The 13,161-nt window shown below is 66.9% G+C and carries 11 protein-coding genes; 6 read left to right on the top strand and 5 right to left on the bottom strand.

The window, feature by feature from the left end:
* Window positions 1-2: 2 nt before the first annotated feature.
* Together M1248_RS25660 and M1248_RS25655 are read right to left on the bottom strand one after the other, a co-directional pair.
* Complete coding sequence (locus M1248_RS25660) at window positions 3-1,754, bottom strand: Hsp70 family protein (RefSeq protein ID WP_163729449.1); 1,752 nt, start codon at window positions 1,752-1,754, stop codon at window positions 3-5.
* Window positions 1,755-1,819: 65 nt separating this feature from the next.
* Window positions 1,820-2,908, bottom strand: a complete 1,089-nt coding sequence (locus M1248_RS25655; protein ID WP_163729450.1) for a dihydrodipicolinate reductase — start codon at window positions 2,906-2,908, stop codon at window positions 1,820-1,822.
* Window positions 2,909-3,607: 699 nt separating this feature from the next.
* Between M1248_RS25655 and M1248_RS25650 the strand changes: the two genes are divergently transcribed.
* The gene (locus tag M1248_RS25650; RefSeq protein ID WP_163729453.1) at window positions 3,608-4,363 is read left to right on the top strand and encodes a 3-oxoacyl-ACP reductase family protein; all 756 of its coding nucleotides are present in this window, start codon (window positions 3,608-3,610) and stop codon (window positions 4,361-4,363) included.
* A gap of 79 nt (window positions 4,364-4,442) precedes the next feature.
* Here the strand turns inward: M1248_RS25650 and M1248_RS25645 are convergent, their stop codons facing one another.
* Entirely contained in the window at window positions 4,443-4,979 is a 537-nt protein-coding gene (locus M1248_RS25645; protein WP_163729456.1) for a hypothetical protein, read from the bottom strand.
* 139 nt (window positions 4,980-5,118) lie between these two features.
* Here M1248_RS25645 and M1248_RS25640 point away from each other — a divergent pair, with 139 nt between their 5' ends.
* Genes M1248_RS25640 through M1248_RS25620 form a run of 5 tightly spaced genes read left to right on the top strand, consistent with a single transcriptional unit; the run spans window position 5,119 to window position 10,878 of the window.
* A complete protein-coding gene (locus M1248_RS25640) occupies window positions 5,119-6,645 on the top strand; it encodes an ABC transporter substrate-binding protein (protein WP_163729459.1) in 1,527 nt (508 codons plus the stop codon).
* Window positions 6,642-7,610, top strand: a complete 969-nt coding sequence (locus M1248_RS25635) for an ABC transporter permease (protein ID WP_163729461.1) — start codon at window positions 6,642-6,644, stop codon at window positions 7,608-7,610. The genes M1248_RS25640 and M1248_RS25635 overlap by 4 nt, the downstream gene beginning before the upstream one ends.
* Complete coding sequence (locus M1248_RS25630) at window positions 7,607-8,509, top strand: ABC transporter permease (protein ID WP_163729463.1); 903 nt, start codon at window positions 7,607-7,609, stop codon at window positions 8,507-8,509. The genes M1248_RS25635 and M1248_RS25630 overlap by 4 nt, the downstream gene beginning before the upstream one ends.
* Window positions 8,506-10,113: an ABC transporter ATP-binding protein gene (locus M1248_RS25625; protein WP_317150108.1), complete on the top strand. Its 1,608-nt coding sequence runs from the start codon at window positions 8,506-8,508 to the stop codon at window positions 10,111-10,113. The genes M1248_RS25630 and M1248_RS25625 overlap by 4 nt, the downstream gene beginning before the upstream one ends.
* A 24-nt stretch (window positions 10,114-10,137) precedes the next feature.
* On the top strand, window positions 10,138-10,878 hold the full coding sequence (locus tag M1248_RS25620) for an SDR family NAD(P)-dependent oxidoreductase (RefSeq protein WP_163729467.1): 741 nt from the start codon (window positions 10,138-10,140) through the stop codon (window positions 10,876-10,878).
* A gap of 57 nt (window positions 10,879-10,935) precedes the next feature.
* On the opposite strand, the gene M1248_RS25615 is transcribed toward M1248_RS25620, so the two are convergent.
* Window positions 10,936-12,570, bottom strand: a complete 1,635-nt coding sequence (locus M1248_RS25615; protein ID WP_163729470.1) for a hypothetical protein — start codon at window positions 12,568-12,570, stop codon at window positions 10,936-10,938.
* Between the two features lie 187 nt (window positions 12,571-12,757).
* The gene (locus M1248_RS25610) at window positions 12,758-12,949 is read right to left on the bottom strand and encodes a hypothetical protein (protein ID WP_163729471.1); all 192 of its coding nucleotides are present in this window, start codon (window positions 12,947-12,949) and stop codon (window positions 12,758-12,760) included.
* Between the last annotated feature and the right edge of the window lie 212 nt (window positions 12,950-13,161).

The following is a 13,161-nucleotide window of genomic DNA, read 5'->3' as shown; positions in this document are numbered from 1 at the left end:
CGCTAAGGCGCCGGTTGCGGCGGTTGGATCGGGTTCGGGACGAAGGGCAGACCGGGAATCGTCTCGTAGGGCAGCGTCGGGACGGTCGGCGGCGGCGGTGGCGTGCTTGCCGGCGGCTGAGTGGTCGTGGGTGGCGGCGCTTCGCTGGTCGGCGGAGGAGGCGCGGTCGTCGTCTCCGGGGGCGGCGGAGTGGTCGGGGGTGGTTCGGTCGGGGATGCGGTCACCGTCTCGGTCACCGGCGGCGGTGGCGCCTCCTGCGTGGCGGTCTCGGGTGGCGGGGCCTGCGTCTCCGGCGGCAAAGGCGCCTCCGCGCTCGTGGCCGGAGGCTGTGAGGGGGCCGTGGTCGACGCCGTCTCCGGCGGGGTATCGCCGTCGCGCATCACGAAGATGAGGGCCGCCGCCAGTGCGACCAGCACCACCAACACGCCTGCCCCCAGCGCCACCTCGGGCCGGCGGTACCAGGGCAGCGCCTTCGCCGAGCGCTCGTCGTCATGCGGGTCGGGCTGGAACTGGATCTGCGGCCGGACGTCGTCGGGGTCGGCAGGCGAGTCGTACTCGTAGTGACCGGTCGGCGCCACGTCGGGAACGTCGTTGGCGTCCGACCATGCCAGTGCCCCGAACTGGCCCGACGGAGCCATCTCGTCGGCCGCCGGAACCACCTCGGGTGCCATCTGCGTGGCGGGCGCCGCCGCAGCGGCGGCAGCGGCCATGGCTGTCTGGTCGTCGTCGACGGTTCCGCGCACGGCCGTCAGGCCGGAGCCGATGGCCGCGGTCAGCTCGGGTTGACCGTTGGTGATTATCGGTACCCGGAAGCGGTCGGACAACGTTGTTGTGATGATCGGGATTCGCGCTCCTCCGCCGACGGTGGCAATCGCAGCAAGTTCGCGAACGCCGTTGCGCTCCAACGTTTCCTGCAGCACGCCAGCGAAGTCGGTGACCGGATGACGGATCGCGTCGTCGAGTTCGTTGCGCGTCAGCCTCACCTCGCCACGGTGTCCGGGCACGTCGGCCATCAACGAGGTGACGCTGGCGGTGGACAGCCGCTCCTTGGCGTTGCGGCACTCGGCCCGCAGACGCGTCAGCGAGCCGATCGCCGACGTACCCGACAGGTCGATGTTTCCCGCCGCCGACAGATCGTTGATCACGTGGGTGAGCAAGGCCTGGTCGACGAGATCACCGGAGAGATCGGTGTGGCGAACGGTGGGAGCAAGCGGCGCGTAGCCCGCGTCGGCGTCGAGCAGCGTGACGCTCGTCCCGGTGCCGCCGAAGTCGCACAGCGCGATGACGCCGCGCGTCGGCACACCCGGGTCGTCCTGCAGCGCCCGTACGGCGGCGGTGGCGTCGGACACCAGCGGCGCGGTGCCGAACTCCGGCAACGCGGCCAGCGCATTGCGCAGGCTTTCGACGGCCGCCGGACGCCAGTGTGCGGGATAGGTGACCGCGACCGGGTCGACCGGTGGCCGGCCGCCCGTCAAGGTGAGCAACAGGGCGCGCAGCGCATCGGCGAGCACACCGTCGGCGAGGTGGGTGGAACCGTCGGCCGCGACGATGCCGACCGGGTCACCGACTCGGTCGACGAAGTCGGTGAGGATCAGTCCACGCTCGTTGAGGTTGGGATTCTCGCTGGGCACCCCCACCTCGGGCGGCCGGTGCCCAAAGCGCGTCAGCACCGCGGTACGCGACAGCGCCGCTCGGCCCACGACCACCGCGGTCAGGCGTGTGGCACCTATCGAGAGCCCTAGCCCCTCTGACATGTCTTCCCGTCTCGATCAGATTGTTGTCCGGAGATGTCCATCTGATCAGACGGCGAAAACGTTACTCAGCGGATGGTCCCGAACCCGGGAATCAGTGGTAGATCGAGCGCGGTGACCCAGCCCGGGGACAGGTCGTTGACGGCAGGCACCGCGTTCAGCGCGCGCAGGCCGGTCGCGAGGCACCCGGCGGCCGCGGCATCGCGCCCCGAGCCGTCGGTGAACCTGAATGCGGTCTCCTGGAAGATGCTCGGCGTCCCCTCGATGTCGACGCGGTAGACGTCGTTCTGGTTGCCGGTCGGCCAGTCGGGTGCGGCGTCGTCGCCGATCCGGTTGACGTGTTCGAGCTGGATGCGGGTCTTGCCCTGGTAGAGGCCGTTGATCGTGAACCGCACGGCCGCGACGTTCCCCGCGGGGATGACGCCCTTGGCGGACTTGCGTTCGTTGGGGGTCACCCACTTGTCGTAGGTCGTGGTGATCTCGTCGAGCATGATGCCCGCCGCGTGCGCGATCATGGGAACGGTTCCGCCCCAGGCGAAGACTAGGATGTCGGGGGTTTCGAGCATGGCCTTCTTCTCGGGGGGCCTGCCGATTCCCATCTCACGCTCGTAGTCGCCGGTGTAGTTCGTGTAGTCGAGCAGTTCGGAAGCACGTACCGTACGCACCTCGGAGCACAGCCCCATCAGCGTCATGGGGAACAGGTCGTTGGCGAAGCCGGGATCGATGCCGGTGGTGAAACAGGACGCCTCGCCGAGCTCACAGGCCGCGGTGATGGGTTCGATCCAGTTGGGCGGGTTGAGGTGCATGGTCGGCCACACCCAAGGGGTCATCGCCGTCGAGCAGACGTCGATCCCCGCCCGTAGGAACCGGGTGATGAGGTTGATGTTCTCCTCGGCGTGCGCGGCGGTGGGTCCGTAGTGCACCAGGGCGTCGGGTTTGAGCGCGATCAGCGCGTCGATGTCGTCGGTGGCGGTGATTCCCAGCGTCGTGTCGAGACCGCAGACCTCTCCGACGTCGCGGCCGACCTTGTCGGGGTTGCTGACTCCGACGCCGACCAGTTCGAACAGCGGATGTTTGACGATCTCGGGGATCACCATCTGGCCGACGAAGCCAGTGCCGAAGACGACGATCCGCTTCTTCTGAGAGTCAACAGTCACGCGGTATCCGTTACCTTTCGCTCGGCCCCCGTCGTGACCCTAGCCGCCGCGCGAACCGACGGTGTAAGAGCTGCCTGGGAACGCCGAGTACGGATCCGATTTCGCCCCATGAGAGTCCACAATCACGGCCGGACCGGACGGCTTCGGCGTAGCGAGCCTGCGCGCGAGCGAGATCATCGCGAGCCTCACGAAGCTCGCGCACGCTCGCGCCGGAGAGCATGTCGTTCAGCACTCGGTCGGGCCCGGCGTCGTCGCCCGGCCTGTCAGGCGCACGCTCTATCACGTCCATCACCCTTTGACGAGCGGCCTTCAACTCCGGATGGTCTAACCACCACGGCTTCGGACCGACCCCACCCCAGGCACCATCCGACCCAGCCGCGTCATCAATTGATGACGCCGTTGCGTCGGCACTATCCCCCGCCAACTCGTCGCAGGGCACTGGCTCGGGCTCGTCGCATTCGCCCGGCGCCCAGCCCAACTCATCGAGCACCCTTTGACGAGCGGCCTCCAACTCCGGATGGTCTAACCACCACGGCTTCGGACCGACCCCACCCCAGGCACTATCCGCCCCAGCCGCGTCATCAATTGATGACGCCGACGTCTCATCACTATCCATTCCAGAGAGCGTGCCTGCCACGTCTGACAAGCACGGTCGGCAAGCCCGGGAATGTTTACCGCTTCTGCGGCATTATCCACGCCATGACAACAGCAAGCGGAAAGCCACTCGCGGGACGACGGGCACTGGTCACCGGGGCGTCACGGGGAATCGGGGCCGAGATCGTGCGACGGCTGGCCGCCGACGGAGCCGCTGTCGCATTCACCTACGGCGCGTCGACGGCCGAGGCCGAGAAGCTGGTCGCCGAAGTCGCCGCCGACGGTGCGACGGTCGTGGCGATCCAGGCCGACGCCGCCGACCCCGAACAGGTGACCCACTCCGTCGAGGAAACCGTCGCCAAGCTCGGCGGCCTCGACATCCTCGTCAACAACGCAGGCATCGCGATCCTGGGCGACGTCGCATCCTTCCCGGCCGACCAGTTCGAGAAGATCGTGGCGATCAACATCCGCGGCGTGTTCGTCGCGATCCAGGCAGCACTCGCCCACCTCGGCGAGGGTGGACGCATCATCAACATCGGCAGCATCAACGCCGACCAGGTCCCGGGTCCCGGCCTGGCGGTGTACGCGATGACGAAGGCCGCCGTCGCGGGATTGACGCGCGGCCTGGCTCGCGACCTCGGGCCCAGCGGCATCACCGTCAACAACGTCCAGCCGGGCCCAATCAACACCGACATGAACCCCGACGAAGGCGAATTCGCCGAAATGGCAAAGAAAGTCATGGCCGGCGGTCGCTATGGTCAGCCCAGTGACGTCGCTGGCGTGGTCAGCTATCTGGCGGGCCCCGACACCGGATACATCACCGGCGCGCACTGGAACGTCGACGGCGGATTCACCGTCTAGGGCCCGCAGTCCTATCTTGAACTGCATCGCGCGGTACGGCCACCCGTCGACCTTCCCGATCGAGGAGTCGCCAGGCAACTCAGAAACAGCGGCGCAACCCGCCCGGCTCACACTGCAGCGGGTACTGGGTGACGGGGATCGACAGCGGCCGGTTGAACTTCAGAGTCAGCGGCGCAACGACCATTGCGGGCGCATCGCCGCACTCATCGCCGTGCAGCACCTTCATCTGGCCGGTCAATGAATACCCGTCGAATCGGAAGATCACCTGTTGCGGGGCTGTGGTGCCGTCGGGACATGTGCGCTTGGCGTCGTTGTAGACGAATTGCCACATTCCGTCGACCATGCGCGCATCACGGCCGGCCAGATTGGACGGCCCCACCTTCAACGAGCACGCGACCGGCAACAGCAGCGGATCACGCAGGTCACCCACCGTCGGCACGCAGATCGGCCAGATCTCCCAAGTGCTTTGCGCCTGACCGTCGATGTTGACGTCATAGACGCCTTCCGGAGTACCCGGCGCCCTGGCGGCCGGGCCCTGCGCCTGAGCCGATGCAACGACCCCGAGAGCGGTGGCAATCCCGAGGAGGGCCACGACAAACCCCTTGACGAACCTCACGATGGCACCCCATTCACCCGGCAGAAGACCTTGAATCCCGTGCAGTATTCCAGTGCACAGCCTGGTCCGTCACCCCTTTGACCGCGCCCGGCGTTTCAAGCCCCTGACCGAGCGGGTAGATGCGTTCGGGGTGATGGCGATGAGACGACTGGCGGTGTTGGTCGCTGTCGTCACCCTTTTTTCCGGCCTCACTGCGTGCTCGACCGGCCAGCGGGTGGACCTCGGCGGCGAGTCGTCAGGCAATCTCATCGCCGCGATCGCAGGCGAACCCGATCAGCTCGACCCCCACAAGACCAGCGCATACTTCTCGTTCGAGGTGCTCGAAAACGTCTTCGACACGCTGGTCGAACCGGATGCCAACCTCGAGATGCGATCGGCACTGGCCGAGTCGTGGACCGTCAGCCCGGACCAGCTCGCCTGGACGTTCCGCCTGCGGCCGGGTGTCACGTTTCACGACGGGAGCCCGTTCACCGCGGACGACGTCGTGTACTCGTATCGCCGCATCATTGACGAGCAGCTGACCAACGTCGACAAGTTCAGCGCCGTCACCGATGTCAGCGCCCCTGACGCCGAGACCGTGGTGATCCGTCTCGAGCAGCCGACACCGAACCTGTTGACGAACATCGGCGGCTTCAAGGGCATGGCGATCGTGCAACGTGCCAATGTCGAGAGTGGCCAGATCGCCACGCATCCGATCGGCACCGGCCCGTTCTCGTTCAGCGGTCAGAAGAGCGGCGATTCCATCACCCTCAAAGCGAACCCGTCGTTCTGGGATGGCCCGCCGAGCGTTTCGGGGGTGACATACCGCTTCATCTCCGAGCCGACGACGGCATTGTCGGCGCTGCAGGCCGGCGAGGTCGACTGGACCGACTCGATCCCGCCCCAACGAGTGACACAGCTACGCGACGACGACTCGGTGAACCTGGCAGTCACCCCTAGCAACGACTACTGGTATCTCGCACTCAACGAGGCGCGTAAACCCTGGAACGACGTGCGGGTCCGTCAGGCCGTCGCCTATGGCATCGACCGGGACGCGATCGTGACCGCCACCAGCTACGGCACTGCTGCGGCCAACCAGCTCGCGATCCCCGAGGGCAATCCCTGGTACACCGACTACCACCGATACGGCTACGACATCGAGAAGGCCAAGGGTCTGTTGCAGGAAGCCGGGGTGACCAACGCCGACCTCGACATGCTGGTCACCAGCGAATACCCGGAGACGGTGACGGCCGCGCAGGTCATCGCGGATAACCTTGCACCACTTGGCATCACGGTGAACATCCGCACCGTCGACTTCGCCACCTGGCTGGACGAGCAGAATAACGGCAACTTCGACATGCTCATGATGGGCTGGCTCGGCAATATCGATCCCGACGACTTCTACTACGCACAGCACCACACCGGCGGCACCAGCAATGCGCAGAAGTTCTCCGATCCGGAGGTCGACCGACTGCTCGATGCCGGACGGGTCGAGACGAATCGCAAAGCGCGCGGCGATGTTTACGCCCGCGCGGCGACAAAGATCGCCGACGAGGTCAGCTACATCTACCTCTACAACCCGTCCGTGATTCAGGCGTGGAGCACCAACGTCTCCGGCTTCGAGTCTCGGCGCGACGGCGCAGTCCGGTTCCGCCACGTCCAACTCGATCAAGGCCAGTCACAGTGACCCGCTTCGTGACTCATCCGATCGCGCGCTTCCTGGCGCGCCGGCTCGCCTATTCGGCGGTCGTCTTGCTCGGCGTGCTGATCGTCGTCTTCGCGTTGGTGCACCTCGTACCGGGAGACCCGGTGCGCATCGCATTGGGCACGCGCTACAGCCCGCAGGCGTACGAAGCCTTGAGGTCGGCGAGCGGTCTCGACAAACCCATCGTCGAACAATTCTTCAGCTACGTCGGTTCGGCGCTGACGGGAGACCTCGGCGTGAGCTTCCGCAACGGTGATCCGGTGACGGTGATCCTGTTGGAGCGACTGCCCGCGACGGTATCGCTGGCCGTGGTCGGCATCGTCGTCGCGCTACTGATCGCAGTGCCGGCGGGCATCTGGTCGGCGCTGCATGAGGGTCGCGTCAGCGACGCGATCATCCGGGTCGCCAGCCAGTTCGGCGTGTCGGTGCCGGACTTCTGGATGGGCATCCTGCTGATCGCGCTGTTCGCGACGACGCTCGGCTGGCTTCCGACGTCGGGATATCAACCGCTGCTGGACAATCCGGGTGGCTGGCTGCGCCACATCGTGCTGCCCGCGCTGACAGTGGGGCTCGTCGCCGGAGCGATCATGACCCGGTATGTGCGCTCGGCGGTGCTGGAGGTCGCGTCGATGGGATACGTCCGCACCGCGCGGTCGAAGGGTCTGTCGCCGCGGGTCGTGACATTTCGGCACACCGTGCGCAACGCGCTCATCCCGGTGCTGACGATCACCGGCATCCAGCTCGCGACGATCCTCGGCGGCGTCATCGTCGTCGAAGTGGTGTTCGCGTGGCCCGGCCTTGGCCGCCTCGTGTACAACTCGGTGGCGACTCGCGACTATCCCGTGATTCAAGGCGCGGTGCTGCTCATCGCCGCGCTGTTCCTGCTCATCAACCTGATCGTGGACGCACTGTACGCGGTAGTCGACCCGAGGATCCGGCTGTCATGACCGCCGACACCGATACGCGGGTGTCCTCGTGGCGCCTGTTGCTGGGCAACCCCGTCACCGTCGTCAGCGGGGCGATCCTCATCGTCATCGCCGTCGTGGCGCTCACCGCGAATTGGATTGCGCCCTTTGGCGTCAACGACGTCAACGTGCCCGACGCGTTACAGGGTCCCAGCGGCGCGCACTGGTTCGGCACCGACGAACTGGGTCGCGATGTGTTCTCCCGCGTGCTCGTCGCGACGCAGGCATCGCTACGTGTTGCGGTGATCAGCGTGGCGTTCGCTGTCGTCGTCGGCGTGACGATCGGCGTCGTCTCCGGTTACCGCGGCGGCTGGCTGGACACGATCTTCATGCGCGTCGTTGACGTCATGTTCGCGTTCCCCGTCCTGCTGCTGGCGCTCGCGGTGGTCGCGATTCTCGGCCCCGGCATGACGACCACTATCCTCGCGATCGGCATCGTCTACACACCGATCTTCGCCCGCGTCTCGCGCGCCAGCACGCTGAGTGTTCGGGTCGAACCGTATGTTTCGGTGTCCCGCAGCATGGGCACCGGCCACCTCTACATTCTCGGCAGGCACATCGTGCCGAACATCGCCGGACCGCTGGTGGTGCAGACGTCACTGTCGCTGGCGTTCGCGATCCTGTCGGAGGCGGCCCTCTCGTTCTTGGGTCTCGGCATTCAGCCGCCGCAGCCGTCGCTGGGTCGGATGATCTTCGACTCGCAGGGGTTCGTCACCATGGCGTGGTGGATGGCGGTGTTTCCAGGCGCCGCGATCTTCATGACGGTGCTCGCGTTCAACCTGCTGGGCGATGGTCTGCGTGACGTCCTCGATCCCAAGCAGCGCACCATGATCGAGGCCCGCGCACGCAAGGAGCGAAATGCGCAGGAGCGACAGCGGTGAGTGACCCGACCCTGAGCGTGCGCGACCTACGGGTGCGCATCGGCCAACGCGAGATCGTGCACGGCATCTCATTTGACGTGGCGCCCGAGCAGACGCTGGGCATCGTCGGCGAGTCCGGATCGGGCAAGACGATGTCGGTGCTCGCGGCGACCGGACTGCTGGACGCACCGGGCGCATCGGTGTCCGGTACGAGCACGCTGGCCGGCGACGTCCAACTCGTCGGCGCATCTGATCGGCTGTTGCGCAGCGTGCACGGCGGCCGCATCGGCTTCGTCTTCCAGGATCCGGGCACGTCGCTCAATCCCCTGCTCACGCTCGAACGCCAAATCACCGAATCCCTTGAGACACATCGTCGGATGACGCGCAGGCAGGCCCGCGACCGGGCCCTCGAACTGCTGGAGGCGGTCGGACTGCCGGACCCCGAGACGCGTCTGCACGCCTATCCGCATCAGCTGTCCGGCGGACAGAAGCAGCGCGTGATGGTCGCCATCGCCATGGCGTGCGACCCAGAACTGTTGGTCGCCGACGAACCGACCACCGCGCTGGACGTGACGACGCAGGCGCAGATCGTCGACCTGGTGCGGGATCTGCAGCGCGACTTCGGCACCGCTGTGGTGTGGATCAGCCACGACCTCGGCGTGATCGGCCAGATTGCCGACGAGGTCACCGTGCTGCAGGGCGGCCACGCCGTGGAGCAGGCGCCCGTCCTCGATGTATTCGATCGCCCCCAGCATCCCTATACGCGCGAACTGTTGCACGCCCGCCCCGTCGTCGGCGCCGACGGTCCCCCACCGCCTGCCGATGACGCCGACACGTTGCTCGACGTCGAGGGCCTCGTTGTGCGTTTCGACGTGCGCACGCCGCTCGGTTCGTCGGTCGTCCATGCGGTGAAGGACCTGTCGTTTACGATCCGCCGCGGCACCACCCTCGGGCTCGTCGGCGAATCGGGTTCGGGTAAATCGACGGTGGCCGCCACGCTCACCGGCCTCGTCAAACCCGATGCGGGCGCGGCGAAACTGGGCGACGCCGATGTTTTCGGTGTGCGTGGCTCCGCTGAGAAGGCACTGCGCAGGCGGATCAGTCTGGTGTTCCAGGATCCGTTCTCGACCTTGAATCCCCGCACCCGGGTCGGCACGGCGATCGAGGAGCCACTGTGGGTGCACCGGGTGGTGAACGGCAAGAAGGCGCGCCGGGCACGTGTCGACGAGCTACTCGAACTCGTCGGTCTGCCAACGTCGTTCGCGTCCCGGTATCCGCACGAGCTGTCCGGTGGTGAACGCCAGCGGGTCAGCATCGCGCGGGCTTTGGCCGGCGAACCCGAACTGCTCGTCCTCGACGAAGCGACTGCGTCGCTGGATGTTTCGGTGCAGGCGCGGGTACTGGATCTGCTGGCGCGGCTGCAACGCGACTTGGGATTGACCTACCTGTTCATCGCCCACGACCTCGCCGTCGTACAGCAGGTCAGCCACGACGTCCTGGTGATGCGAGGCGGCGAGGCCGTCGAGTACCGTTCCGCCGCCGAGCTGTTCAGCGCGCCCGAACACGACTCCACCCGAAAGCTACTTGCCGCGGTGCCTCCGGAGCGACCCCGGGCCTGGACCTGACCCGTCTATGCCTAAGGTGTCGCCATGACTCAGCTCAGCGACAAGGTCGCATTGATCACCGGCGTCTCGTCAGGATTGGGCGCCGTCGTGGCGCAGGTTTTCGCGGAGCGGGGAGCGAAAGTCTTCGGCATTGCGCGCCGGGCCGACGAGATGGCGACGGTGTTCGAAACGGTGCCCGGCGGGAAGTATGCGTCGGTCGACATCTCGTCGCCGGAAGCCTGCCGGGGGGCTGTGGCGCAGACCGTCGAGGAGTTCGGCCGGCTCGACGTGCTGGTGAATGTCGCGGGCTTCCACCAGATGCGGCACACGACGACGATGACCGACGAGGAGTGGAACCTCGATCTCGCGGTGAATCTGAACGGGCCGTTCTACCTCTGCCGCGCCGCGCTTCCCCACCTGTTGGAGACCGGCGGCAACATCGTCAACGTCACGTCCATCGCCGGCGTGGAGGGCGAGGTCTACTCCGCCGGCTACTGCGCGGCCAAGCACGGACTGGTCGGGCTGACCCGTGCGCTGGCCGTCGAGTACACCAAATCGAACATCCGGGTCAATGCGCTCTGCCCGGGCGGCATGCCGACCCCGCAGGCGACGGAGTTCACCGCTCCCGAGAACGCCGACTGGGATCTGATCATGCGGATCGCCTCCCCGCGCGGGTTCATGGAACCCTCCGACGTCGCGAAGGCGATCGCGTTCCTCGCCAGCGACGACGCCGCCGCCATCCACGGTGCGGTGTATCGGATCGACAACGGAAAAGGCGCCGGCTGAGCCGGCGCCTTGACGCAAGCTGACCCGGTGCGGGGGCACCGGGTCAGCGAGCGGACGTTAGATCCCTTGGTTGCGTCGGCGGCCCAGGAAGAACGCCAACCCGATGGCGCCGAAGCCCAGTGTCCCGATGACGCCGGCCGACACCATGAGGAAGATGTCGCGGCCGGACAGGCCTCCCGTCGACGTGTCGTCGGACGCCAGTCGCAGGCGGTAGTCACCCGGCAGCGGACCCTCGGCGGGCGCCTCGAGACCGGGGAACTGTTGGGTACGGTGCACCTCGAATTGCCGTTCACCGGTGGGTGACTGGTTCCAGACACCCCACGCGGGAGTGACGCCGTCGAGCAGCACCTTGCGCTCACCGAACTGCGGGTCGTCGCCCACATCGACGATGCGGTTGACCCGGAACGGCTCATACCGTGCGTTCGAGTAGTTCACGAACACCGGCACGTTGTCGTAGCGCATCACCGGCGGCGGGGGCGGTGGCGGAGGCATTCCGACACCGGGGTAATAGCCACCGCCGAAGAAGCTACCGACCGCGATATTGGACACGGCTTGTGCGACGTTGGCGGCCGCGATGACCGGGGCCAGCAGGGCGGCGGTGAAGCTGTAAGCCGCGTACTGGGCAGCCTCGAAGACCATCCTGCCCAGCGGCGGGACGATCATGATCCGCGGCGTCATCTCGTACATGTAGACGATGCGCACCGGGTTCCGATACGGGTTCAGGATGATCGGCCGGTAGTACTCGTCGTACTGCACCCAGTCCGGCCGCCATTGCCGCACCGGGCTGATCAGCTCGACCGGCGGATCGACGGCGAAGTTCGTCGTCGCGCTGGTGTTCACCTCGAGGCCGGGGAGCTTCAGGCTCGTCGAGATCTCGCTCGAGAACGATGCGAGCTCCTGCTCCTGCGCCGGGGCGGGGATTTTCTCGTCGACGGGCGCTGCCTTGCTGGCGAGCTGGACGTCCTCCTCGGGGGCCTCGAGCGTCTGCGGCTCGATGGTCTCTATCTCCTTGGCGGTCTGCTCGATGGACACCGTCGGCGTCTCGGACTCGTTGCTGCTCGTCTCGGACGCAGACGTCTCGGCCGACTCGCTCGTCGAGGTCTCGCTGGGCGAGGTCGTTCCGCTGGTCTCTGTGCTCGACTCCGCTGCCTCCGACGACGGAGTGGAGGTCGACGCCGACGACTCCGCCGCCTCGCTCGGGCTGGTGGCGGTGGTAGCCGCGGTCGAGGACTCGGGCGACTCGGCCGCGGTGGTGGCCTCGGCCGATGTCTCGGGCGTCGCGGTGCCCGGCGCAGGCGTGATGGGAGCCTGCGAGGCCGTCGTCACGTCCGCCTCGCTGGGCTCGGCCGGCGCGACGGTCGTCACCGGAGGAGCCTCTGCGGTTGACGGGGCTTCCACCGGTGCCTGCGTCTGGGGCGCTTGCTCGACCTCAGCGGGAGCCTGGGTCTGCGGTGCTTGCGGCACCACGGGCGCCGGCGCCTCGGCGGGGGCCTGCGGGGCCTCCTCGACGGGCTCGGGAGCCGAGACCTCCGGCGCTGGGGCGACCACGGTGGTGGTCACCCCGCTGTCGTCGCCGGGAGCGGCGATCGCCGGGGCCATTCCCCCAGTCAGTGCGGTCAGTGAAATAACGACGCCGGTCGCCAGAACTGCGACGACGCCTCGCTTCGAGCAAAATTCGAGGGGTGCACCCACGTTTATCGACTCCTTCAATTCCCCCGACGAGTTGCCTGGACCAGGAGCGGTCGCTGCGCTGATCTCAGAAGGTTCATCGCTAGTCAGACTCAGGTGTTACACACAGACCGAGACGGCGGACGATGAGGACCCCGAGCATCGGAACGAGTCGGGCTTTGGATGCCGCGCAGACCCTCGTGGCCTGCGGTTAGGGACGGCGGCGGCGCGCGGCGAAGACGGCCAGGGCGATGCCGATGACCGCGATGATCGGCCCGAGCACCGACCAGGTGGTGGTGTTGGTCATCGGGCTGTCGCTGACGATGACGCCGAAGCCCTGCAAGGTGAACACGATGCCGAAGAACGCGACGAGCAAACCCAGCACGATGATGGCGATCCGCATGACTTCACCCTACGGTTTCCCAACGATCTATCGGTGGCTCGTACGCAAGGCGGCGCAGACCGGCCGGCAGCGGAGGAGACCATTCAGCCGGGTTCGCGACTGGTCGTCGCCGCCCTGGCCAGGTGACTCTGCCCGGTCTGCGCAGCCGCAGTCGGCCGAATTGGGATCGGTAGGGACTCCGCCGGTATTGGCTGACAGCACCGACCACGGTG

Origin of the sequence: Mycobacterium sp. 29Ha (assembly GCF_032883055.1) — a bacterium.
Lineage (GTDB): Bacteria > Actinomycetota > Actinomycetes > Mycobacteriales > Mycobacteriaceae > Mycobacterium > Mycobacterium gallinarum.
This window is presented reverse-complemented; position numbering and strand designations above follow the sequence as displayed.

Excerpts from the sequence above, each read along its gene's own strand:
- M1248_RS25660 (WP_163729449.1), bottom strand. The coding sequence starts at position 1,754 with ATGTCAGAGGGGCTAGGGCTCTCGATAGGTGCCACACGCCTGACCGCG.
- M1248_RS25650 (WP_163729453.1), top strand. The coding sequence starts at position 3,608 with ATGACAACAGCAAGCGGAAAGCCACTCGCGGGACGACGGGCACTGGTC.
- M1248_RS25640 (WP_163729459.1), top strand. The coding sequence starts at position 5,119 with ATGAGACGACTGGCGGTGTTGGTCGCTGTCGTCACCCTTTTTTCCGGC.
- M1248_RS25630 (WP_163729463.1), top strand. The coding sequence starts at position 7,607 with ATGACCGCCGACACCGATACGCGGGTGTCCTCGTGGCGCCTGTTGCTG.
- M1248_RS25620 (WP_163729467.1), top strand. The coding sequence starts at position 10,138 with ATGACTCAGCTCAGCGACAAGGTCGCATTGATCACCGGCGTCTCGTCA.
- M1248_RS25610 (WP_163729471.1), bottom strand. The coding sequence starts at position 12,949 with ATGCGGATCGCCATCATCGTGCTGGGTTTGCTCGTCGCGTTCTTCGGC.